Raw genomic sequence first — 21,991 nt, 5'->3', positions numbered from 1 at the left:
CGAGTGCGCATATGAGCAAGCCCGTCTGGTCGTGATGCGCATCCGTTGGGCCAGGACGCGGAAGAGCGGCCCGGACATGGTCCGGACCGCTCGTCTCGACGTCAGATCAGGAGATGCGCTTGCGCGAGGTCAGCACCTGGTCGACGATGCCGTACGCCCGAGCCTCCTCGGCGGAGAGGATGTTGTCGCGATCGATGTCGCGGTGCACCTTCTCCACCGGCTGACCGGTGTGACGGGCCATCGTCTCCTCGAGCCAGGTGCGCATCCGAAGGATCTCGCGGGCCTGGATCTCGATGTCAGAGGCCTGTCCCTGACCAGCCTCGCCCATCGCCGGCTGGTGCATGAGCACGCGGGCGTTGGGCAGTGCGAGGCGCTTGCCCGGTGCACCGGCGGCGAGCAGCACGGATGCCGCGGATGCCGCCTGGCCCAGCACGACGGTCTGGATCTGCGGCGCCACGTACTGCATAGTGTCGTAGATCGCCGTCATGGCGGTGAAGGATCCACCGGGCGAGTTGATGTACATGGTGATGTCGCGCTCGGAGTCCTGGCTCTCCAGGACCAGAAGCTGCGCCATCACGTCGTCGGCCGAGGCGTCGTCGACCTGCACGCCGAGGAAGATCACGCGATCTTCGAACAGCTTGTTGTACGGGTCCTGGCGCTTGAAGCCGTAGGCGGTGCGCTCCTCGAACTGAGGCAGCACGTAGCGGCTGGAGGGAAGGTTCCCGGCGGCGCGGAAAGTGGGTGTGTGCATGTGTCTCGTCCTGTCTTACTTTTCCACGTGGTCCGCGCCGGTTCCGCCGCCGCCGTGCACGTCGGTGGCGTGCTCGCGGATGTGGTCGACGAATCCGTACTCGAGGGCTTCAGCCGCCGTGAACCAGCGATCGCGATCGCCGTCCTCGTTGATCTGCTCCACGCTCTTGCCGGTCTGACCGGACGTGATCTCGGCGAGACGCTGCTTCATCGAGAGGATGAGCTGCGCCTGCGTCTGGATGTCGCTGGACGTGCCGCCGAAGCCGCCGTGCGGCTGGTGCAGCAGCACGCGGGCGTTCGGGGTGATGTAGCGCTTGCCCTTGGTGCCGCTGGTCAGCAGCAGCTGCCCCATGGACGCGGCCATTCCGATGCCCACCGTGACGATATCGTTCGGCACGAACTGCATCGTGTCGTAGATCGCCATGCCCGCGGTGATCGAGCCACCGGGTGAGTTGATGTAGAGGTAGATGTCCTTCTCGGGATCCTCGGCGGCGAGAAGGAGGATCTTCGCGCAGATCTCATTCGCGTTCTCATCGCGCACCTCAGAGCCCAGCCAGATGATGCGATCCTTCAGCAACCTGTCGAAGACGCTCGTCGCCATCAGGGGTTCAGCCATGTCAGCTCCTGCTTCCGTGTGTCGGTGATACGAATCTACCGGCGGCAGGATGCTGCTTCTCCCGTGTTCGCCGTCGGCATATCAGCGTGGCGGCGCGGGAGTCGTCGCAGAAAAAAGGAGAGGGCGGATGCCATCGGCATCCGCCCTCTCCGGGAATGATCCGCGATCACTCGGCCGTCTCGGCCTCGTCCTTCTTCGCGGCGGCCTTCTTGGCCGGAGCCTTCTTCGCGGCCGGCTTCTTCTCGGCGTCGTCGGCCTTGTCCGCAGCCTTCGCGGCCGGAGCCTTCTTGGCCGGAGCCTTCTTCGCAGCGACCTTCTTGGCGGGCTTCTCCTCGGCGGGGGCCTCTTCGGCCTCGTCAGCCTCGTCGACGTCGCCGATGAACTCCGACAGGTCGACGGGCTTGCCGTTGCTGTCGACGACCTTGACCTTGCCGAGCACCGATGCGAGCGCCTTGTTGCGGGCGATCTCGCCGACCAGGGCGGGCAGCTGGCCCGAGGTCTGCAGCGCCTCGATGAACTCCTGCGGCGGCATGCCGTACTGCGCAGCCGACTGGATGATGTACTGGCTCATCTCCTCCTGGGAGACCTGCACATCGGCGTTCTCGGCGACCGTGTCGAGCAGCACCTGCGTGCGGAACTGCTTCTCGCTGGCCTCGGCGACCTCGGCGCGGTGCACGTCGTCCTCGAGACGGTTCTCGTTCTCGAGGTGGTTGTGCACCTCGTCCTCGATGAGCTGTGCGGGGACGGGGATCTCCACCTTCTCGAGGAGCGTGTCCAGCAGCTGGTCGCGCGCGGCGGAGCTCTGCGTGAAGACGCCCTGCTGGGCGACGCGCTCGGCCAGGCTGCTGCGCAGCTCGGCGATGGTGTCGAACTCGGATGCCATCTGAGCGAAGTCGTCGTCGGCCTCGGGGAGCTCGCGCTCCTTGACCGCCTTGACGGTGACAGCGACCTCGGCCTCTTCACCGGCGTGGTCGCCGCCGACGAGGGTCGAGCGGAACGTTGTCTGCTCACCGGCGGTGAGCGAGTCGATGGCCTCGTCGATGCCTTCGAGCAGCTCGCCCGAACCGACCTCGTACGACACGCCGTCGGCGCGGTCGATCTCGGCATCCGCGATGGTGGCGACGAGGTCGAGCTCGACGAAGTCGCCCTTCGCTGCCGGGCGGTCGACGGGGATCAGCGTGCCGAAGCGGGCCCGCAGTTCGTCGAGCTCGGTGTCGATCGCGGCGTCATCGGTCTCGACGGCGTCGACGGTGATCGTGATGTCCTCGAACGAGGGCAGCTCGATCTCGGGACGCACGTCGACCTCGACGTCGACGAGCAGGTCGCCGGAGAAGTCCTTCTCGTTCGGCCACTGGGTGATGTCGGCGGCCGGGCGGCCCACGATGCGCAGGTTGTGCTCGGTCGCGGCCTCGCGGAAGAAACGGTCCAGACCCTCGTTCGCGGCGTGCTCGATGACCGCACCGCGGCCGACGCGCTGGTCGATGATACGAGCGGGAACCTTGCCCTTGCGGAAGCCGGGGACCTGCACGTCCTGAGCGATGTGCTCATAGGCGTGGTCGATGCTCGACTTGAGGTCCTCAGGGGTGACCGTGATGCTGAGCTTGACGCGGGTCGGGGACAGCTTCTCGACGGTGCTGTTGGCCATACTGGTGTGTTCTCCTTGTTGTTTCCGCATGAGTTGTGCGGCATGAAGTCTGGGGCCGTGGTCGGGGCGACAGGATTTGAACCTGCGACCTCCCGCTCCCAAAGCGGGCGCTCTACCAAGCTGAGCTACGCCCCGGCTTGAACCCGCGCGCACGGGAACGGCCTCATCGAGTCTAACGGACGGGAGCACTCCCTCCGTCCGCTATGCTTTATGAGGTGCTTCGCTCAGCGGGGCGCATTTTTCGGGGCTGTAGCTTAGTGGTAAAGCCTCTGTCTTCCAAACAGATGATGCGAGTTCGATTCTCGTCAGCCCCTCCGAATCACCGAAGGCCCCTGCCGCGAGGCGGGGCCTTCGTCGTCTGCCCGTCGCGGTGCCGGTCCAGGCGTCCCTCGCGGTGCCGGTCCAGGCGTCCCTGACACGAGGAACGCCCCCGGGGATCCCGGGGGCGTTCCTGTCAAACTGGAGGCGTTCAGCCCTGGCCGCGGCGCTCGCGCAGCTGAGTGAGGGCGTCCTCGAGAAGCTGGTGCGCCTCTTCGTCCGTGCGGCGCTCCTTCACGTACGCGAGGTGCGTCTTGTAGGGCTCGGGCTTGGCCAGTGCCGGCGGATTCTGCTGGTCGCGACCAGCCGGAAGTCCGGAGTGCGGGTGATCGATCGTGTCCGGGATCTCCTCCTCGGGGAGTCCGGCGGCGAAGTACCGCACGGTCTCGTTCCCGAGCCCGTCCCAGTACGACACGGCGACCCGATCTGCGTGATATCCGTGGTCCTGCTCGCCCATGGGGCCTGATCCGACCCGCGTGCCGCGGATCGCGTTTCCTCCGGTCGCCATCAGATGACCGTGAACTTCGTGATCAGGCCGAGTGCGACGATCGCCACGAACCACACCAGCGCCAGCACCACCGTGAAGCGGTTCAGGTTGCGCTCTGCAAGACCCGACGAGCCCACGGCGGCGTTCATGCCACCGCCGAACATGTCGGACAGACCGCCGCCACGACCCTTGTGAAGAAGGATGAGGAGCGTCAGCAGGACGCTGCTGATACCCAGCACGACCTGCAGGACAAACTCGAGAACCACCACGGGATGAAGCCTTTCGCCAGGGTCTGAGAAGACCCGCCTAGGTGTCGATTATAGGACGAGGCGCCGGGGCGCCTCGTCCGACTCACACTCCGACGTGCTTTTCGAAGCGGACGATCGCCGCGAACTCGTCGACGACGAGGCTCGCGCCACCCACCAGGGCGCCGTCGACATCGGGCTCGCGCATGAAGCTGGCGATGTTGCCCGACTTCACCGATCCGCCGTAGAGCACGCGGGTGCGTGCAGCAGCATCCTCGTCCAGCGACTTCGCGATGACAGCGCGGAGCACCGCGCAGACGTCCTGAGCCTGCTGCGGAGTCGCCGCCTGCCCGGAGCCGATGGCCCAGACGGGCTCGTACGCCACGACGATGTCGGCCGAAGCCGGTACGCCCTCGAGCGCCTTCTCCAGCTGACCGACGGGAACGGCGCTTGCGCCGAACTCCTCCAGGTCCGCTGCGGTCTCCCCCACGCAGATCACGGGAACGAGTCCGTGCTTGAGCGCGGCCTTCACCTTCGCGGCCACGATCTCGTCGCCCTCGTGGTGATACTCACGACGCTCCGAGTGGCCGATGATCGCGTAGCGCACACCCAGCTTCGACAGGAACGCACCCGAGACCTCCCCGGTGTACGCACCGGAGTCGTGGGCCGAGACATCCTGCGAACCGAGCGCGAACGGGATCTTGTCCGCATCGATCAGCGTCTGCACCGAGCGGATGTCGGTGAAGGGCGGAAAGACCGCGACCTCCACCGAGTCGCCCTCATGACCGGCGTCCTTCAGCGTCCAGTGCAGCTTCTGCACCGTCGCCACCGCCTGCAGGTGATCGAGATTCATCTTCCAGTTGCCCGCGATCAGCGCAGTGCGCCGCTTCGCCGCAGAGTTCACTGCCATCCGAGGACCTCCAGTCCAGGTAGCTTCTTGCCCTCGAGGAACTCGAGGCTCGCCCCGCCGCCCGTCGAGATGTGACCGAACCGGTCATCAGAGAATCCGAGCTGGCGCACGGCCGCCGCGGAATCCCCGCCGCCGACCACGCTGAGGCCGTCGACCTCGGTGAGCGCCTGCGCGACCGTCTTCGTCCCCGCGGCGAAAGCGGGGAACTCGAACACGCCCATCGGCCCGTTCCAGAACACCGTCTTCGAGCCGCGGATCGCCTCGGCGAAACGTGCGGCCGTGTCGGGTCCGATGTCCAGGCCGATGCCGGAGGCGCCGAACGAGCTCTGCTCGATGGCATCCGCCGCGACCGTCTCGTGATCGGCATCCGCCGCGAAACCGGAGGCGACGACCACGTCGGTGGGGAGCACGAGCTCCACGCCGCGCTCCTTCGCCTCGGCGATGTAGCCGCGGACGGTGTCGAGCTGGTCCTTCTCGAGCAGGCTCGATGCCACGGCATGGCCCTCGGCAGCCAGGAACGTGAACAGCATCCCGCCGCCGACGAGCAGACGATCCACGCGCGGCAGCAGGTGCGCGATGACGCCCAGCTTGTCGCTGACCTTCGACCCGCCGAGCACGACGGTGTACGGCTGCTCAGGCTTCTCGGTCAGGCGGTCCAGCACGTCCAGCTCGGTCGCGATCAGCAGTCCTGCCGCGGACGGCAGGATGCCGGCCAGGTCGTAGACGCTGGCCTGCTTGCGATGCACGACGCCGAAACCGTCGGAGACCAGCGCATCACCCAGCTCGGCGAGCTGTGCGGCGAAGGCCTCGCGGGTGGCATCGTCCTTGGCGGTCTCACCCGCGTTGAACCGCAGGTTCTCCAGGACGACGATCCCGCCGTTCTCAGTCGCCTCCACGGCGGAGCGGGCGGACTCCCCCACCGTGTCGCGGGCGAACGCGACGGGCTTGCCGAGCAGCTCCGACAGACGCTGCGCGACCGGCTCGAGACTGTACTGCGGGTCGGGCGCACCATCGGGGCGGCCGAGGTGCGAGCACACGACAACGCGTGCGCCGGCATTGATGAGGGCGTTCAGAGTCGGCAGCGAGGCGCGAACGCGGCCATCGTCCGTGATGACGCCGTCCCGAAGGGGGACGTTCAGGTCACAACGGACGATGACGCGCTTGCCTTCAAGCGACCCCAGCGAGTCGAGGGTGCGCAGGGTCATAGATCAGAGACGCTCGGCGACGTACTCGGTCAGGTCGACCAGGCGGTTCGAGTAGCCCCACTCGTTGTCGTACCAGCTGGAGACCTTGACCAGGTTGCCGCTGACGTTGGTGAGACCGGAGTCGAAGACCGAGGAGTGCGGGTTGAGCTGGATGTCGCTCGACACGATCTCGTCCTCGGTGTACTCCAGGATGCCCTGCAGGCGACCGCTCGCGGCTGCCTCGCGGTACACGGCGTTGATCTCGTCGACGGTGAGGTCGTCGCGCTCGGCGATGATCGTCAGGTCGACGATCGAGCCGGTGGGAACCGGCACGCGGTACGACGAGCCGCTCAGCTTGCCGTTGAGCTCGGGCATGACCAGGCCGATGGCCTTGGCCGCACCGGTCGATGCGGGGACGATGTTGATCGCCGCGGCGCGGGCGCGACGGAGGTCGCTGTGCGGGCCGTCCTGGAGGTTCTGGTCAGCGGTGTACGCGTGAGCCGTCATCATGAAGCCGCGCTCGATGCCGAAGGCGTCGTTGAACACCTTGGCGAGCGGCGCGAGGCAGTTCGTGGTGCACGACGCGTTCGAGATGATGTTCATGGTCGCGGCATCGTAGGTGTCCTCGTTCACGCCCACCACGAAGGTGCCGTCGACGTCGGTGCCCGGTGCCGAGATGATGACCTTCTTGGCGCCACCGGCGATGTGCTTGCCGGCGTCGGAAGCCTTGGTGAAGCGTCCGGTCGACTCGATGACGATGTCCACACCCAGCTCGCCCCAGGGCAGAGCTGCGGGGTCGCGCTCCGCGAGGACCTTGATGGCCTTGCCGGCGACGGTGATGACGTCGCCCTCGTGCGAGACCTCGACGCCCAGGGGGCCGCCGACGGAGTCGTACTTCAGCAGGTGCGCGAGAGCCGCGTTGTCCGTGAGGTCGTTCACCGCCACGATCTCGAGGTCAGCGTTCTGTGCGAGGGCTGCGCGAAGGAAGTTTCGCCCGATACGACCGAAGCCGTTGATACCGATCTTGACAGACACGAAAGTCTCCTGGTTCTTAATCAAGGAAGTGCGTAAAATTCGCGGATTGCGCGGACAACGGCGTCCTGATGGGCAAAACGCCCATCAGGACGCCCATCTTTTACGACAGTACCAGCAGACCGGTGGTCTTCTCGCGCGCTGTTTCAAACCGCTGCGCGACGTTCTCCCAGTTGGCGATGTTCCACGCGGCCTTGACGTAATCGGCCTTCACGTTCAGGTAGTCCAGGTAGAAGGCGTGCTCCCACATGTCCAGCTGGAACAGCGGAATGGTGCCCATCGCCGTGTTGGCGTGCTGGTCGAACATCTGCTGGATGATCAGGCGCGAGCCGATCGAGTCCCAGCTGAGCACGGCCCAGCCGGAGCCCTGGATGCCCATGGCCGCGGCGGTGAAGTGCGCCTGGAACTTCTCGAACGAGCCGAAGAACTCGTCGATCGCCGTCTTGAGCTCGCCCTCAGGCTGCCCACCGCCGTTCGGGGAGAGGTTCGTCCAGAAGATCGAGTGGTTGACGTGGCCGCCGAGGTTGAAGGCCAGGTCCTTCTCGAGCTTGTTCACGTTCGCGAGGTTGCCGCTGTCGCGTGCCTCGGCGAGTGCGTCGAGCGCGGCGTTCGCCCCGGCGACGTACGCCGCGTGGTGCTTGTCATGGTGCAGCTCCATGATCTTGCCGCTGATGTGGGGCTCGAGAGCCGCGAAATCGTAGGGGAGCTCGGGGAGCGTGTATGTCGCCATGTCGATATCATCCAATCCGCGCCGCGCCGCGGCGCTTGCGTTCTCCGCGATGCCGTATGCGTCGCGGAGCAGACCTTTCACATCCTACTGACGCCAACCCGCCCGGGCGAGAGATCCTTCCCGGCGTGACGAAGCGCGTGACGTATCGCTAGTCGTCGAGTCCGGCGGGTACCGCGGCATCCGTGCCCGGGATGCCCTCCTGCTGGGCACGCTTGTCGGCCATCGCGAGAAGGCGACGGATGCGGCCGGCGACGGCGTCCTTGGTCATCGGCGGGTCGGCGTGGTGACCGAGCTCGTCCAGGCTCGCGTCGCGATGCGCCAGGCGCAGGTTGCCCGCGGTGCGCAGGTGTTCCGGCACGTCGTCGGCGAGGATCTCGAGTGCGCGCTCGACCCGGGCGCAGGCCGCCACAGCCGCCTGGGCGGAGCGGCGGAGGTTGGCGTCGTCGAAGTTGACAAGGCGGTTCACGCCCGCGCGCACCTCGCGACGCTGACGCATCTCCTCCCAGGTGACCGCGGTGCGCCGCGCGCCCATCGCGGTGAGGATGGTGCGGATCGCCTCGCCCTCACGGACCACCACGCGCTGCATGCCGCGCACCTCACGGGCCTTCGCCGCCACGCCGAGCCGGTGGGCGGCGCCCACGAGGGCCATCGCGGCTTCGGCGGACGGGCAGGAGACCTCGAGGACAGCCGAACGGCCGGGCTCGCTGAGTGAGCCGGCGGCGAGGAAGGCGCCGCGCCAGATGCCGGCGAGCTCCTCCGGCGCACCGGTGGTGAGGCGGTTGGGAAGGCCGCGCACGGGACGACGTCGGGCGTCGAGCAGTCCGGTCTGACGGGCCAGGGTCTCCCCTGCGCCGATGACGCGCACCGCCCAGCGGACGCCGTCGTTGATGCTGCCGCTCTGCGCGGTGCTGGATTTCACCTGGGCGATCTCCGGCCGCACGCCGTAGATCTCCGCGAGATCGCGGCTGACCCGGCGGGCGAGAGTCTCGGCATCCACCTCTGCCTCGACGGCCACACGGCCGGCGATGGAGTGCAGCCCACCCGCGAAACGAAGAATGGTCGTCACCTCGGCAACACGCACCGTCGGGGGTGCGTTGCGGATGCCGACGAGCTCAGACTTGACGTCGGTCGTTAATGCCACGGGACTCCTTCACGATCCTCGCGCCGGATCGCGGCGCAAGGAACCAGCTTACAAGGCCGTCGGCGTCTGCACCGCCGCGGCCGGAGCTCATTCCCGACCGAGATCTCGATGCCGCACGTTCACGGCGACGCCCGGTGCATCTGCGAGACGGCGGGCGATCTCCTCCGCCATCGCGACGGAACGGTGCTTGCCGCCCGTGCAGCCGATCGCGACGGTGGAGTGGCTCTTGTTCTCGCGCTGATACCCCTCGAGCACAGGACGCAGCATCTGCACGTAGGCGTCGAGGAACTCCGCCGCGCCTGGACGCGACAGCACGTAGTCCCGCACGTCCTGCTGCTGCCCGGTGTGATCGCGCAGCTTCTCGTTCCAGAAGGGGTTGGGGAGGAATCGCATGTCGGCGACGTGGTCGACGTCCGTCGGCAGCCCGTATTTGAACCCGAAGCTGAGCAGGGTCAGGCGGTGGCGGGCGGCGCCCTCCTCGCTGAACATGTCGGAGACCTGCATCGCGAGCTGGTGGATGTTCAGGCCCGACGTGTCGATGAGCAGGTCGGCCGCCTCCCGGATGGGCGCCAGACGTGCCCGCTCCATGCGGATCCCGTCGAGCAGCGTGCCGTCGCCCTGCAATGGATGCGGGCGGCGCACGGACTCGAAACGACGCACCAGCACATCATCGGAGGCGTCCAGGAAGAGCACCTTCACTCCCCCGCGGGCGCTCAGCGCCCTGGCCACGCCCGGGAAGTCGTCGAACAGGCTGCGCCCGCGCACATCGACGACAGCGGCGATCTTGGGCATGTTGCCCGCGCCCATGTCGGTGAGCTCGAGCAGAGGGCGAAGGATCTGAGGAGGCAGATTGTCGACGACGTACCAGCCGAGGTCTTCGAGGGCATTCGCGGCCGTCGTGCGCCCCGCGCCCGACATTCCCGTCACGATCAGGAACTGGCCTTCATCTGCCGCCGCCATCGTCGACTCCCTTCCTCGGCCTCCAGCCTAGCCAGTCGGGGTGGCCTGCTCGCCCACCAGGTGCGTGCGGATGCTCGAGGCCAGCGTCGGGCCGATTCCGGAGACCTCGCTGATCTGATCGACCGTTGCCGAGCGCAGTGCCGTCACGGAACCGAAGTGGCGCAGCAGCGCCTTGATCCGGGACTCCCCGAGTCCCGGGATCTCGCTCAGCACGCTGTTGATGTCGCGCCGTCTGCGCCGGCGCTGGTGCGTGATCGCGAAGCGGTGCGCCTCGTCGCGCAGGCGCTGGACGAGGTAGAGCGCTTCGCTGGTGCGCGGCAGGATCACCGGGAAGTCGTCGCCGGGCAGCCAGATCTCCTCCAGCCGCTTCGCGATGCCGCACAGGGCGATGTCGGTGCGCCCGCTGTCGCGCAGTGCGCGCGCGGCCGCCTGCACCTGGGGCTGACCGCCGTCCACGATCAGCAGCTGCGGCTTGTAGGCGAAGCGCGGCTTGCGCTTGCCGGCCTCCATGACCTCGCTGTCGCCCTCGTCCTCCGGCTCCGGTGCGGAGTCCACCCGGGCGAGCCGCCGCGTGAGCACCTGGTACATCGAGTCGGTGTCGTCGGTGGTCTCGGCGATGTTGAACGAGCGGTACTGATCCTTGCGCGGCAGCCCGTCCTCGAAGACGACCATCGAGGCCACGACGTTCGTCCCGCCCAGATGAGAGATGTCGAAGCACTCGATGCGCAGCGGCGCCTCGGACATGCCGAGCGCCTCCTGCAGGTCGGTGAGCGCCTGCGTGCGGGCCACGTAGTCGCTGGTGCGCCGCGTCTTGTGGCGAAGCAGAGCCTGCTGGGCGTTCAGGGTCGCCGTGCGCATCAGCTCGGCGCGCTGACCGCGCTGCGCCACGGCGATCTCGACCCTGCGCCCGCGTCGGTCCCGCAGCCACAGCTCGAGCTCGGCGGCGTCCTCCGGCAGCACGGGAACGAGAACGCGTCGCGGGATGTCGGTGGAATCGCCGTAGACCCGCTGCAGCACCTGGTCGATCAGCTCGCCGCGCGCGATGTCGAGCTCCTTGTCGATCGCCAGCGAGCGCACGCCGCGCACTCGCCCACCGCGGATGACGAAGTGGTGCACGGCAGCGGAGAGCTCGTCCTCGGCGACGCCGAACAGGTCGGCATCCTCATCGGCGGGCAGCACCAGTGCGCTCTTGCCGAGCACCGCCTCGATCGACGCGAGCTTGTCGCGGTACTTCGCGGCGGCCTCATAATCCATGGCTGCGGATGCCGCCTGCATCCGCTTCGTCAGGTCGCGCGTGAACCGCTCGTCGCCGCCCGCCATGAAGGCGATGAAGTCGTCGACCATCGCGCGGTGCTCCTCGATCGTGACGGTCATGGAGCACGGTCCGCCGCATTTGCCGATCTGACCGGGGAAGCACGGTCTGCCGGTCTGCATGGCTCGCCGATAGCTGGCGTCGCTGCAGGTGCGGATCGGGAACGCCTTGATCATCAGGTCGATGGTGTCGTGCACGGCCCACACCTTCGGGTACGGGCCGAAGTAGCGCGCACCGGGGATCTTCCGATTGCGCGTGACGATCACTCGGGGCGCCTCATCGGCGAGGGTGATCGCCATGAACGGATACGACTTGTCGTCCTTGTAGCGCACGTTGAAGGGCGGATCGAACTCCTTGATCCACATGTACTCCAGCTGCAGCGAGTCGACGTCGGTCGCGACCACCGTCCATTCCACGGATGCCGCGGTGGTGACCATCCGCCGGGTGCGCTCGTGCAGCGTGCGCAGCGGTGCGAAGTAGTTGGACAGGCGCTGACGCAGATTCTTGGCCTTGCCGACGTACAGCACGCGCCCCTCGGCATCGCGGAAGCGGTACACGCCGGGGTCGGTGGGGATCTCCCCCGTGCGCGGCTTGTACGGCAGGACGTCCGCCATCAGCCCGCCTTGCGGGCCCGACCGGCCGTCGACGTGCCCAGCACCTCGGCGAGGAAGCGGCCGGTGTGGCTCTCCTCGACCGCGGCGATGTGCTCGGGAGTGCCCGTCGCCAGGATCTCCCCGCCGCCGGAACCGCCCTCAGGACCCAGGTCGATCACCCAGTCCGCCGACTTGATCACGTCGAGGTTGTGCTCGATGACGATCACCGTGTTGCCCTTGTCGACGAGTCCGTTCAGCACCTCGAGCAGCTTGCGGACGTCTTCGAAGTGCAGACCGGTGGTCGGCTCGTCGAGCACGTAGATGCTGCCGCCGTTGCTGCGGCGCTGGAGCTCGGTGGCGAGCTTGACGCGCTGCGCCTCGCCCCCGGAGAGGGTGGTGGCCGCCTGGCCGAGCCGCACATAGCCGAGGCCGACGTCGACGAGCGTCTTCATGTAGCGGTGGATCGCCTGGATCGGCTCGAAGAACTCGGCCGCCTCGGCGATCGGCATCTCGAGCACCTCGGCGATGTTCTTGCCCTTGTAGTGCACGCTCAGGGTGTCGCGGTTGTACCGCTTGCCGTGGCAGACCTCGCAGTCCACGTACACGTCGGGCAGGAAGTTCATCTCGATCTTGATCGTGCCATCGCCGGAGCATGCGTCGCAGCGTCCGCCCTTGACGTTGAAGCTGAAGCGGCCGGGAAGGTAGCCGCGCACCTTCGCCTCGGGGGTCTCGCTGAACAGGGTCCGGATGCGGTCGAACACTCCCGTGTAGGTGGCCGGGTTCGACCTCGGAGTGCGCCCGATGGGCGCCTGGTCGACGTGCACGACCTTGTCGAGGTTGTCGAGCCCGGTGACGCGGGTGTGCTTGCCCGGAACGGTGCGCGCTCCGTTGAGTCGCGCGGCGAGCACCTGGTACAGGATGTCGTTCACCAAGGACGATTTGCCGGATCCGCTCACCCCGGTGACCGCGGTGAGCACGCCCAGCGGGAAGTCGGCCGTGACGTTCTGCAGGTTGTTGGCGCGGGCGCCGACGACGCTCAGCATCCGCTTCTTGTCGATCCTGCGACGCTTCTTCGGTGTGACGATCTCGCGCCGACCCGCCAGGTAGTCGCCGGTCATCGACTCGGTCTCCCCCAGCAGGGCGGAGTACGGCCCGGAGTGCACCACCGATCCGCCGTTGACGCCGGCGCCGGGTCCGATGTCGACGACCCAGTCGGCCGCCTCGATGGTCTCCTCGTCGTGCTCGACGACGATCAGCGTGTTGCCGAGGTCGCGCAGCCGCACGAGCGTGTCGATCAGACGGCGGTTGTCGCGCTGGTGCAGCCCGATCGAGGGCTCGTCCAGGACGTACAGCACACCGGTCAGTCCGGAGCCGATCTGGGTCGCCAGACGAATGCGCTGGGCCTCGCCGCCGGAGAGGGAGCCCGCCGAGCGACCGAGGTTCAGGTAGGCCAGCCCCACCTGCAGCAGGAACTCCAGACGCAGGCGGATCTCACGCAGAACCTGCGCGGCGATCTTCGCCTCGCGGTCGGTGAGCACGAGCGTGTGCATGAACGTGCTGGCTTCGGCCAGGCTCAGGCTCGAGACCTCGGCGATGGAGTGCCCGTGCACCTTCACGGCGAGCACCTCGGGCTTCAATCGGGCGCCGTCGCACACCGGGCATGGCACCTCGCGGAGGTATTCGCCCCAACGGCCGCGCTGGGTGTCGGACTCGGCCTGCAGGTACTGCCGCTCGATGTAGGGCACGACGCCCTCGAAGCCGGATGTGTAGCGCATCTCCCGCCCGTAGCGGTTCTTCCACTTGACGCTGACCTTGTAGTCGTCGCCCCGCAGCACGGCCTCGCGGACATCGGAGTGCAGCTGGTTCCACGGCGTGTCCAGGGAGAAGTCCAGATCGCGGGCGAGCCCCTCGAGCAGGCGCTCGTAGTACTGGAACAGCCCCTTGCCCTGCGTCGTCCACGGCAGGATCGCGCCTTCGCGGATCGACAGCTCCTCGTCGCCCAGAAGCAGGTCGGAGTCGACCGACATGCGGGTGCCGAGACCGGCGCATGCCGGGCAGGCGCCGAACGGCGCGTTGAACGAGAAGGTGCGCGGTTCGATCTCGGTGAGGGCGATCGGGTGCCCGTTCGGGCACGCCAGCTTCTCGGAGAACGACTGCCAGGCGTCGTCGCCGGACTCGTCGACGAAGTTCACCTGCATGATGCCGCCGGCCAGGCCCAGCGCGGTCTCGACCGAGTCGGTGACGCGGCCGAGGATGTCGTCGGATGCCACCAGGCGGTCGACCACGACCGCGATGTCGTGCTTGTAGCTCTTCTTCAGCTTCGGCGGCTCGGCCAGCTGGATCAGGTCGCCGTCGACGATCGCACGGGAGTAGCCCTTGGCGCCGAGCTCCTTGAACAGGTCGGCGAACTCGCCCTTCTTCTGCGTGATGACAGGAGCGACGATCTGATAGCGCGTGCGCTCGGGCAGCTCCATGAGCTGATCGGCGATCTGCTGGACGGTCTGGCGCTGGATGCGCTCACCGCACTCGGGACAGTGCGGGATGCCGATGCGCGCCCACAGCAGGCGCATGTAGTCGTGGATCTCGGTGATCGTTCCGACGGTCGAGCGCGGGTTGCGGTTGGTCGACTTCTGGTCGATCGACACCGCGGGGCTGAGCCCTTCGATGAAGTCGACATCGGGCCGATCGACCTGGCCGAGGAACTGACGCGCGTAGGCGCTCAGCGATTCGACGTACCGACGCTGCCCCTCGGCGAAGATCGTGTCGAACGCGAGGCTCGACTTGCCGGACCCCGACAGTCCCGTGAAGACGACGAGCGAGTCGCGGGGGATGTCGATGTCGACGTTCTTGAGATTGTGCACGCGGGCACCGCGGACACTGAGTTTTCCGGACGAGGCGACGGGAACGATTGGCACCGGTCAAGTCTATGAGTGGCCACCGACACTGGCGCCGAGAGCGCTGTCAGGGTCGGACGTCCTCGCCGCGGCGCCGCCCCGCCCGCTCTTCCCTCACACTCGCTCCCGGCGCCGGTGAGGACGGTGTTACATCGCCGATATCGGCAGGCGACCACCCCGGAAACATCGCCTTCCTACTCTCGGATCAATCAGGCAGGCATCCGAGCAACGGAGAACCCATGACCGCGATCGACTCCGCATCAGCACCGCGCACGGCTCCGATCGCCGCTGTCGGCGCCCTCACCTTCAGAGCCGGACGCTGGATCGACGGCTGGGATGCCGAGGACCATGGACAGTGGGAGTCGGGCGGACGCCGCATCGCGGGCCGCAACCTGCGCTGGTCGATCTTCGCGGAGTTCCTCGGGTTCGTCGTCTGGCAGTTGTGGTCGATCGTGGTGATCTCGCTGCCGACGGCGGGATTCGCGTTCGATGTCGGGCAGACGTTCTGGCTCATCTCGATGCCGAGTCTGGTCGGAGCGACGCTGCGCTTCCCGTACACGTTCATGGTCGCGCGTTTCGGCGGCCGCAACTGGACCGTCGTGTCGGCCGCTCTGCTGCTGCTGCCCGTGATCGGTCTCGCGCTCTGCGTCGGCAGCCCCGAGACGCCGTTCCCGGTGATGCTGGGCATTGCCGCCCTCGCTGGACTCGGCGGAGGCAACTTCGCCTCTTCCATGTCCAACATCACGTTCTTCTACCCGCAGCGCGAGAAGGGCTGGGCCCTGGGAGTGAACGCCGCGGGCGGCAACCTCGGCGCCGCAGTGGCCCAGTTCGTCGTTCCGATCGTCATCACGATCGGCGCGGCGAGCACGCTGGCCCTCCCCGCGGCCGGCTGGGTCTGGGTGCCGCTCATCATCGTCGCGGTCGTCGGGGCCGCGCTGCGCATGAACAACCTGTCCACTGCGCGCTCGGACTTCGCGGCCTCCGCCGCCGCGCTGCGCGAACCGCATCTGTGGATCCTGGCGTTCCTCTACCTCGGCACGTTCGGCTCGTTCATCGGCTTCGCCGGTGTGTTCCCCAAGCTCATCGTCGACCAGTTCCCGGAGTTCTCGTCCTTCCACATCGGCACCGCGACACTGTCCCTCGCCTTCCTCGGCGCACTGTGCGGCTCGCTCGCCCGCCCCTACGGCGGGAAGCTGGCCGACCGGTTCGGCGGAGCGGTCATCACCCTCGGCGCGTTCATCGCGATGGCCGCGCTGACCGCGGTCGTCATGGTCATGCTCCCGTTGATCGGATTCTGGGGCTTCCTGGCCCTCTTCCTGCTGCTCTTCACGGCAAGCGGCATGGGCAACGGCGCCACCTACCGCATGATCCCGACCGTCTTCTCCTGGCGTGCGGGGGCCGATGACGCGCACCGCACCTCCGGTGACATCGGATCGCAGCGCAAGGCGGCGGCGGCGCTCGGCGTCATCTCCGCCATCGGCGCCTACGGCGGCTTCCTGGTCCCGCAGGTGCTCGGCCTGTCGAAGGCGACCACCGGCGGATACACAGCAGGGCTGGGCTGGTTCCTCGGCGCCTACCTCGTCATGATCGCCGTCACCGCGCTCGTGTACGTACGCGCGGGCCGGCGTACGGGGACTCGGCTGTGACGGCCACGCACTGCCCGTACTGCGCTCTGCAGTGCGCGATGACGCTGACGCCCACGGACGCCGGAGCCGACGTCGCACCGCGCGACTTCCCGACCAACCGCGGCGGGCTGTGCAAGAAGGGCTGGACCTCGGCGGAGCTGCTCCGGCATCCGGAGCGCGTGACGTCTCCCCTGCGGCGCACGGCGGACGGCTTCGAGACGGTCCCCTGGGGCGATGCGCTGGACGACATCGCCGAGCGCCTGCGCACGCTGCGCTCGACGCGCGGCGCCGACTCGGTCGGAGTCTTCGGCGGCGGCGGCCTGACCAATGAGAAGGCCTATCAACTCGGGAAGTTCGCCCGCATCGCACTGGGCACGAGCCGCATCGACTACAACGGCCGGTTCTGCATGTCGAGCGCGGCCGCCGCAGGCAACCGCGCGTTCGGCATCGACCGGGGCCTGCCCTTCCCCCTCGCCGACCTCGACGACGCGGACACGATCCTTCTTCTCGGCTCGAACGTCGCCGCCACGATGCCGCCCCTGATCGGCCACCTCTCCGGCGCCAGGGCATCCGGCGGGCTGATCGTCGTCGATCCGCGCCGGACCGCGACGGCCCGCCTCACCGAGGACGGCGCCGGGATGCACGTGCAGCCGGCGCCCGGTACGGATCTGATCCTGCTGCTCGGACTCACGCACGTGGTGCTCGCCGAGGGCCTCGCGGACCTCGAGTATCTCGAGACCCGCACCAGCGGGATCGAGGAGCTGCACCGCAGCGTCGGGGCATGGTGGCCCGAGCGCGTGCAGTCCGTGACCGGCGTTCCCGCCGCACGGCTGCGCGAGGTCGCCAGACGCCTCGCCGATCGACCGCGCACCTTCATCCTCACCGGACGCGGCGTCGAGCAGCACGCCGATGGCACGGACACGGCGACGGCCGCGATCAATCTCGCGCTCGTTCTGGGGCTGCCCGGCACGGTCGGCGGCGGGTACGGCACCCTCACCGGGCAGGGCAACGGGCAGGGCGGCCGGGAGCACGGGCAGAAGTGCGACCAGCTGCCCGGCTACCGCAGGATCACCGACCCGGACGCCCGCAGCCACGTCGCCGAGGTGTGGGGCGTCGACGCATCGACGATCCCGGGCCCGGGCGTCCCCGCGATGGAGCTGCTCGGCATGCTCGGCGACGAGGTCGCGGCCCTGCTCGTGCACGGTTCGAACGTCGTCGTCTCCGCCCCCGACGCCGCGTCCGTCGCACGGGATCTCGCCACGCTCGACCTTCTCGTCGTGTGCGACTTCTTCCTCTCCGAGACCGCCGCCCTCGCGCATTATGTGCTGCCCGTCACCCAATGGGCCGAGGAGGAGGGCACCATGACCTCGCTGGAGGGGCGGGTGATCCGTCGCCGCCAGGCGATCGAGGCTCCGGGTGACGCTCGCAGCGAGCTGTGGATCATGAGTGAGCTCGCCCGCCGCCTCGCCGCACCGGGCGACTGGTCGACGGATCCCGCTGCGGTGTTCGACGAACTCGCTCGCGCGTCCGCCGGCGGCATCGCCGACTACTCCGGTCTCAGTCATGCGCTGCTCGACACCGGCGCGCCCGCGTACTGGCCCTACCCCGCCGGATCCACGGGGACCGCCCGGCTCTTCGAGCAGAGGTTCGCGCACGACGACGGCCGCGCGCGCATCGTCGCGGTCTCACCGGCCCGCGACACGATCGCCGCCCCCGGGATGACACTGATCACAGGCAGGCTGCTCGAGCACTACCAGTCCGGCGCGCAGACACGACGCGTTCCCGAGCTCGTCGACGCCCGCCCGGAACTGACCGTGCAGCTGCATCCTGCGACGGCCGCGGGCCTCGCCGTCGGCGAGGACGACGAGGTCCTGATCTCGAACGACCGGGGAGCCGTTCGCGCTCGCGCCGAGATCACCGCCGACATCCGGCACGACACCGTGTTCCTGCCGTTCCACTTTCCCGACGGCCAGCGCGCCAACCTGCTCACCGAGGCGGTCGTCGACCCGATCTCGGCGATGCCCGAGTTCAAACGCACCCGCGTCACGCTGGCGAAGGCGGGGGCGCCCGCATGATGAGGGTCGTGGTGATCGGCTTCGGCCCGGTCGGAGCCCGGTTCGTGGAGGCGATGCTCCCCGCCGTCCGCGACGGCAGGGTCGACCTCGTGGTGCTGGGAGCCGAGCGCGACGACGTGTACAACCGCGTGCTGATCGCCGAGCACGCGGTCGGCAGAGCCACTCGTGCACGCCTGGACCTGCCCGGCGCAGCGGATGCCGTCGAAGCCGGAGCATCCGTTCGACTCGGCGAGGCGGGGATCGCGATCGACCGGCACGGCCGCGTCGTCCGCACCAGCAGCGGCGACCGCGTTCCCTATGATCACCTCGTGCTCGCCACCGGTGCGCGTGCGAACATCCCCACCCTGTACGGCATCGAGAAGGCTCGACGTCACCGTCTGGTGCGTGCACAGCATCCGGAGCGGCTGGACCGCGGAGAGCACGCGCTCCCCCGCGGCGTCACGACGCTGCGCGATCTCGCGGATGCGGCCTCGGTCGCGGCCGCCGTCCGCGACCGACGGAGGATCGTGGTGCTCGGCGCCGGGGTGCTCGGGCTCGAGGTCGCCCTTGCCGCGCGCGAGCAGGGAGCGGACATCGTCGTCGTCCACACCGGCGGTGTCCCGATGGGGCGCAATCTGGACGACGACGGCGGGCGGATGCTGGCGCGCACGGCGCGCGGGGCCGGGGTGGAACTGCTCGCGCACTCCGTCGCCGAGAGCATCGTCACCCGGACGGACGAGGACGGCGTCGCGCGGTTCGATGCCCTCGTCTGCGCCGACGGCAAGCTCGTGCACGGCGATCTGCTGCTGCTCTCGGTCGGGGCGTCACCACGCGTGGAACTCGCCGTCGCCGCCGGCCTCGCCGCGTCGACGGGCATTCTGGTCGACGCGGACCTGACGAGCTGGACGGACCCTGCGATCCATGCGATCGGCGACTGCGCGCAGATTGCCGCTCACGATTCGGCTCGCGCGGACGGCTACGTGCCCGGAGCGCCTTCTGGTCTCATCGGCCCTGGGTGGAGGCAGGCGGACGCGCTCGCGGCACGCCTCTCCGGCGAGGAGAAGGACGGGACGACGGCGCTCCAGGCCCGGCCCGCCGTGGTGACTCTCAAGGCCGAGCGCGTCGATGTCGTCGCCGGCGGCGACGTCGACCCCGGGCCCTGGGACGAGGACGCGCACGCGGTCGCCTGCGGTCACGAACGCCAGGTGACGCAGTGGCTCGACCCGGCCCGCGGGACCTACGTCAAGATGGTCACGCGCGCCGGCATCCTCGAGGGTTTCATCGCGGTCGGGATGCCTCGGGCCGGAGCGGAGCTCACCCTCCTGTTCGAGCGGGGTGCGGAGCTTCCCGCCGACCGCGGTGCACTGCTCCGGCTCGACGGCGTCGACGCCGATGAGGCACTTGCCGGTGACCCCTTCGCGCCGGATGCGACGGTGTGCTGGTGCAACGGCGTGACGGTGGAGCGCATCGCGGGCGCCGTCGACGAGGGCGCGGAGACGGTGGCGGGCGTGAGCGCGAAGACCCGCGCCGGCACCGGATGCGGTGGATGCCGCGACCGGATCGCGGAACTCATCGCACGAAGGGGCGCGCTCAGCATCCCCGCGATCCCCTCGTCGTCCGCTGAAGCGCTGTCCGTCCCCTCAGGTCTCTGAGGAGCCGCCGGCGACCCGAGCGCTGTCAGGCTTCGAGAACGCACCGCCGCGCCGCGCCCGCAGCATCCGTACCAGGAGGACGGTGAAGACCAGCGCGGAGACGGCTCCCGCGATCGCCGCGAGGGGAAGCCCCGACCGCGTCGGCAGCAGCGAGGCGAGCACGCCGACCGCCTGGCAGAGCAGCTGGACGAGCACGAAGCGCACGGCGGTCGGCGTGAGCGCGCGGACCGCGATCCGGGACCGCAGCGGGATGACGAGCATGAGCGAGCCGAGCACCTGCAGCAGGTGCACGGCGGCGATCACGGTCGCGGTGCTCCACGGCGAGGAGTCGGCCGCCACCAGACCGATCACGAGGAGCGCGGCCGCGATCCAGGCGCCGCCGATCATCCGGACGATGCCGCCGAGGAGTGGAGCCGCCGACGCCACGGCGACCCACAGCGTGGGCATCCCGATCAGCGCGGCGGCGCCTCCCGCGACCGCGGCCGCCGCGACGGGCAGGAGCGCGCCGGGCACCGCGGCACCGATCACGAGCCGCGCATCGCGGGTCATCGCCGGGCTCCGCTCTGCGCGATCGTGCCGCCCGTCCTGGCGAGTGCGGCCAGCGCGCCGTCGATCCCCGAGGACCAGCGCACGGTCTCCACCGCGGCCTCGCGCAGCTGATGCAGCATGTCCTGCCGCTCGGCGAGCAGCACGTCCAGCGCGAGACTGCGCTCCGTGGTCAGTCTGCTCCGATCAAGGTCGGGAAGGGTGTCGACGGCGACCACGCGATGCCCGCTCGCGCGCCAGCGCATCGCGATCTCGGCGGCCGCGCCATCGAAGAAGGTCGAGAGCACATAGATGATCGAACCGTGCGGCACGGGCGGTGTGCGGCGGAAGCGCGCGTCATCACCCGCGCGCCCGCTCGCGGCGATCTCGGCGACGATGCGGGCGAGGTGCCGGCGACCGCCGCCGCTGCGCACTGTCCGACCGCCGAGGGCGAGGGTGTGGAACGCCACGCGGTCGCCCTGATCGATCGTCGCGGCGGCGAGGGATCGGGCCGCGCTGCGAGCGAGGTCGAGGGAGGTGATGCCGCTCCGGGTCGCGTCAGGGCTCCCCCAGGTGGCGACGACCGCGCCCAGGTCGTCGGCGGTGTCCATCACGATGACCGCCGAGGCGTCGCTCAGCGAGTTCGTCCGCCGCACGAGAAGCTCCCCGGGGCGGCGGGCCGCACGGGCGGTGGCCTTCCAGTCGACGCGGCGCAGTTCGTCTCCCGGCGCGAAGGGATTGATGCCGCGGAAGTCGCCGCCCTGTCCAGGCCGGCTGCCCTCGTGCGCACCGTGCAGTCCGGTCAGACGCGGGGCCAGCGGCATCCGCGGCAGACGGCGCAGGACCGGCTGGACGGTGCGGGTGACGGCGATCCGCGGATGCGGGGCGCCGAGGGATCCGGCATCCGCATCCAGACCGCGCACCGCGACGCCCACGCTCGTCAGGGGTCCGGAGTGCAGCGGGAGCACTCGGGAGTGCAGCAGCGCACTGCCGGCCACGAAGACCCGGCGCCGGATGCGCTCCGCCTGGATGACAGCCACCTCGACGATCTCGGAGTCCGACCGGATCACGATGTCGTCGCTCAGGCGCCCCGTCTCCTCGTCCTCCACCTTCGCGATGTCCACATGGACCGTCCCTCCCCCGGGTGAGGCCAGTGCGTGCACGGCCCACAGCGCGAACGGCAGACCGACGGCGATCAGCTCGGGACGGGCGAGCAGGATGCCGACGACGAGCGCGCCGAGCGCGCCGACGATCGCGAGGTAGGTCGAGGGGCTCGACCGCCGCGACGAGCCCCTCGCGATGTCCATGGTTCTCATGC

The 21,991-nt window shown here is 68.9% G+C and carries 18 protein-coding genes and 2 tRNA genes; 4 read left to right on the top strand and 16 right to left on the bottom strand.

Annotation, left to right across the window (positions count from 1 at the left end; all coding sequences use genetic code 11):
* Positions 1–106: 106 nt before the first annotated feature.
* The 4 genes from QF046_RS00890 to QF046_RS00875 all read right to left on the bottom strand — a co-directional run bounded on the left by QF046_RS00890 (position 107) and on the right by QF046_RS00875 (position 3,146).
* Positions 107–751, bottom strand: a complete 645-nt coding sequence (locus QF046_RS00890) for an ATP-dependent Clp protease proteolytic subunit (RefSeq protein ID WP_307365261.1) — start codon at positions 749–751, stop codon at positions 107–109.
* 15 nt (positions 752–766) lie between these two features.
* Positions 767–1,414 (bottom strand): ATP-dependent Clp protease proteolytic subunit, encoded by a 648-nt coding sequence (locus tag QF046_RS00885; RefSeq protein WP_307372609.1) that lies wholly within the window; start codon positions 1,412–1,414, stop codon positions 767–769.
* A gap of 118 nt (positions 1,415–1,532) precedes the next feature.
* Positions 1,533–3,011, bottom strand: a complete 1,479-nt coding sequence (gene tig / locus QF046_RS00880) for a trigger factor (RefSeq protein ID WP_307365259.1) — start codon at positions 3,009–3,011, stop codon at positions 1,533–1,535.
* A 58-nt stretch (positions 3,012–3,069) separates the two neighbouring features.
* Positions 3,070–3,146: transfer RNA gene (locus QF046_RS00875), tRNA-Pro, on the bottom strand.
* A gap of 108 nt (positions 3,147–3,254) precedes the next feature.
* On the opposite strand from QF046_RS00875, the gene QF046_RS00870 reads away from it, so the two are divergent.
* A tRNA-Gly gene (locus QF046_RS00870) sits at positions 3,255–3,325 on the top strand.
* Positions 3,326–3,480: 155 nt separating this feature from the next.
* On the opposite strand, the gene QF046_RS00865 is transcribed toward QF046_RS00870, so the two are convergent.
* The 10 genes from QF046_RS00865 to uvrA all read right to left on the bottom strand — a co-directional run bounded on the left by QF046_RS00865 (position 3,481) and on the right by uvrA (position 14,838).
* On the bottom strand, positions 3,481–3,837 hold the full coding sequence (locus QF046_RS00865; RefSeq protein WP_307365258.1) for an RNA polymerase-binding protein RbpA: 357 nt from the start codon (positions 3,835–3,837) through the stop codon (positions 3,481–3,483).
* Entirely contained in the window at positions 3,837–4,085 is a 249-nt protein-coding gene (gene secG, locus QF046_RS00860; RefSeq protein ID WP_307365255.1) for a preprotein translocase subunit SecG, read from the bottom strand. Before secG ends, QF046_RS00865 begins: the two co-directional genes overlap by 1 nt.
* Positions 4,086–4,167: 82 nt before the next feature.
* Entirely contained in the window at positions 4,168–4,971 is an 804-nt protein-coding gene (tpiA, locus tag QF046_RS00855) for a triose-phosphate isomerase (protein WP_307365253.1), read from the bottom strand.
* On the bottom strand, positions 4,962–6,176 hold the full coding sequence (pgk, locus tag QF046_RS00850; protein ID WP_307365251.1) for a phosphoglycerate kinase: 1,215 nt from the start codon (positions 6,174–6,176) through the stop codon (positions 4,962–4,964). Before pgk ends, tpiA begins: the two co-directional genes overlap by 10 nt.
* 3 nt (positions 6,177–6,179) lie before the next feature.
* The gene (gap, locus tag QF046_RS00845; RefSeq protein ID WP_307365248.1) at positions 6,180–7,190 is read right to left on the bottom strand and encodes a type I glyceraldehyde-3-phosphate dehydrogenase; all 1,011 of its coding nucleotides are present in this window, start codon (positions 7,188–7,190) and stop codon (positions 6,180–6,182) included.
* Between the two features lie 100 nt (positions 7,191–7,290).
* Complete coding sequence (locus tag QF046_RS00840; protein WP_307365246.1) at positions 7,291–7,917, bottom strand: superoxide dismutase; 627 nt, start codon at positions 7,915–7,917, stop codon at positions 7,291–7,293.
* A 148-nt stretch (positions 7,918–8,065) separates the two neighbouring features.
* On the bottom strand, positions 8,066–9,058 hold the full coding sequence (whiA, locus tag QF046_RS00835; protein WP_307365244.1) for a DNA-binding protein WhiA: 993 nt from the start codon (positions 9,056–9,058) through the stop codon (positions 8,066–8,068).
* An 87-nt stretch (positions 9,059–9,145) separates the two neighbouring features.
* Positions 9,146–10,018: an RNase adapter RapZ gene (gene rapZ / locus QF046_RS00830; RefSeq protein WP_307365243.1), complete on the bottom strand. Its 873-nt coding sequence runs from the start codon at positions 10,016–10,018 to the stop codon at positions 9,146–9,148.
* Between the two features lie 27 nt (positions 10,019–10,045).
* Positions 10,046–11,944, bottom strand: coding sequence for an excinuclease ABC subunit UvrC (gene uvrC / locus QF046_RS00825; RefSeq protein WP_307365241.1), 1,899 nt, complete (start codon positions 11,942–11,944; stop codon positions 10,046–10,048).
* On the bottom strand, positions 11,944–14,838 hold the full coding sequence (uvrA, locus tag QF046_RS00820) for an excinuclease ABC subunit UvrA (protein WP_307365239.1): 2,895 nt from the start codon (positions 14,836–14,838) through the stop codon (positions 11,944–11,946). The genes uvrC and uvrA overlap by 1 nt, the downstream gene beginning before the upstream one ends.
* A gap of 218 nt (positions 14,839–15,056) precedes the next feature.
* On the opposite strand from uvrA, the gene QF046_RS00815 reads away from it, so the two are divergent.
* The 3 genes from QF046_RS00815 to QF046_RS00805 are packed head-to-tail and all read left to right on the top strand — an operon-like array spanning position 15,057 to position 20,148.
* Complete coding sequence (locus QF046_RS00815; protein ID WP_307365237.1) at positions 15,057–16,463, top strand: MFS transporter; 1,407 nt, start codon at positions 15,057–15,059, stop codon at positions 16,461–16,463.
* A gap of 38 nt (positions 16,464–16,501) precedes the next feature.
* Positions 16,502–18,517 carry a molybdopterin oxidoreductase family protein gene (locus QF046_RS00810; RefSeq protein ID WP_307365235.1) on the top strand — a complete coding sequence of 672 codons (2,016 nt, stop codon included), beginning with the start codon at positions 16,502–16,504 and terminating at the stop codon, positions 18,515–18,517.
* Positions 18,514–20,148, top strand: coding sequence for an FAD-dependent oxidoreductase (locus QF046_RS00805; protein WP_307365233.1), 1,635 nt, complete (start codon positions 18,514–18,516; stop codon positions 20,146–20,148). Before QF046_RS00810 ends, QF046_RS00805 begins: the two co-directional genes overlap by 4 nt.
* Here the strand turns inward: QF046_RS00805 and QF046_RS00800 are convergent.
* On the bottom strand, positions 20,137–20,697 hold the full coding sequence (locus QF046_RS00800; protein WP_307365232.1) for a hypothetical protein: 561 nt from the start codon (positions 20,695–20,697) through the stop codon (positions 20,137–20,139). The two genes, QF046_RS00805 and QF046_RS00800, sit on opposite strands and share 12 nt — an antisense overlap.
* On the bottom strand, positions 20,694–21,989 hold the full coding sequence (locus tag QF046_RS00795; RefSeq protein ID WP_307365230.1) for a DUF58 domain-containing protein: 1,296 nt from the start codon (positions 21,987–21,989) through the stop codon (positions 20,694–20,696). The genes QF046_RS00800 and QF046_RS00795 overlap by 4 nt, the downstream gene beginning before the upstream one ends.
* Between the last annotated feature and the right edge of the window lie 2 nt (positions 21,990–21,991).

The organism is Microbacterium sp. W4I4, from assembly GCF_030816235.1.
Classification (GTDB): domain Bacteria; phylum Actinomycetota; class Actinomycetes; order Actinomycetales; family Microbacteriaceae; genus Microbacterium.
This window is presented reverse-complemented; position numbering and strand designations above follow the sequence as displayed.

Excerpts from the sequence above, each read along its gene's own strand:
- uvrC (WP_307365241.1), bottom strand. The coding sequence starts at position 11,944 with ATGGCGGACGTCCTGCCGTACAAGCCGCGCACGGGGGAGATCCCCACC.
- QF046_RS00840 (WP_307365246.1), bottom strand. The coding sequence starts at position 7,917 with ATGGCGACATACACGCTCCCCGAGCTCCCCTACGATTTCGCGGCTCTC.
- tig (WP_307365259.1), bottom strand. The coding sequence starts at position 3,011 with ATGGCCAACAGCACCGTCGAGAAGCTGTCCCCGACCCGCGTCAAGCTC.
- QF046_RS00865 (WP_307365258.1), bottom strand. The coding sequence starts at position 3,837 with ATGGCGACCGGAGGAAACGCGATCCGCGGCACGCGGGTCGGATCAGGC.
- QF046_RS00805 (WP_307365233.1), top strand. The coding sequence starts at position 18,514 with ATGATGAGGGTCGTGGTGATCGGCTTCGGCCCGGTCGGAGCCCGGTTC.
- QF046_RS00810 (WP_307365235.1), top strand. The coding sequence starts at position 16,502 with ATGACGCTGACGCCCACGGACGCCGGAGCCGACGTCGCACCGCGCGAC.
- QF046_RS00815 (WP_307365237.1), top strand. The coding sequence starts at position 15,057 with ATGACCGCGATCGACTCCGCATCAGCACCGCGCACGGCTCCGATCGCC.
- QF046_RS00800 (WP_307365232.1), bottom strand. The coding sequence starts at position 20,697 with ATGACCCGCGATGCGCGGCTCGTGATCGGTGCCGCGGTGCCCGGCGCG.
- pgk (WP_307365251.1), bottom strand. The coding sequence starts at position 6,176 with ATGACCCTGCGCACCCTCGACTCGCTGGGGTCGCTTGAAGGCAAGCGC.
- QF046_RS00795 (WP_307365230.1), bottom strand. The coding sequence starts at position 21,989 with ATGAGAACCATGGACATCGCGAGGGGCTCGTCGCGGCGGTCGAGCCCC.
- QF046_RS00890 (WP_307365261.1), bottom strand. The coding sequence starts at position 751 with ATGCACACACCCACTTTCCGCGCCGCCGGGAACCTTCCCTCCAGCCGC.
- rapZ (WP_307365243.1), bottom strand. The coding sequence starts at position 10,018 with ATGGCGGCGGCAGATGAAGGCCAGTTCCTGATCGTGACGGGAATGTCG.
- tpiA (WP_307365253.1), bottom strand. The coding sequence starts at position 4,971 with ATGGCAGTGAACTCTGCGGCGAAGCGGCGCACTGCGCTGATCGCGGGC.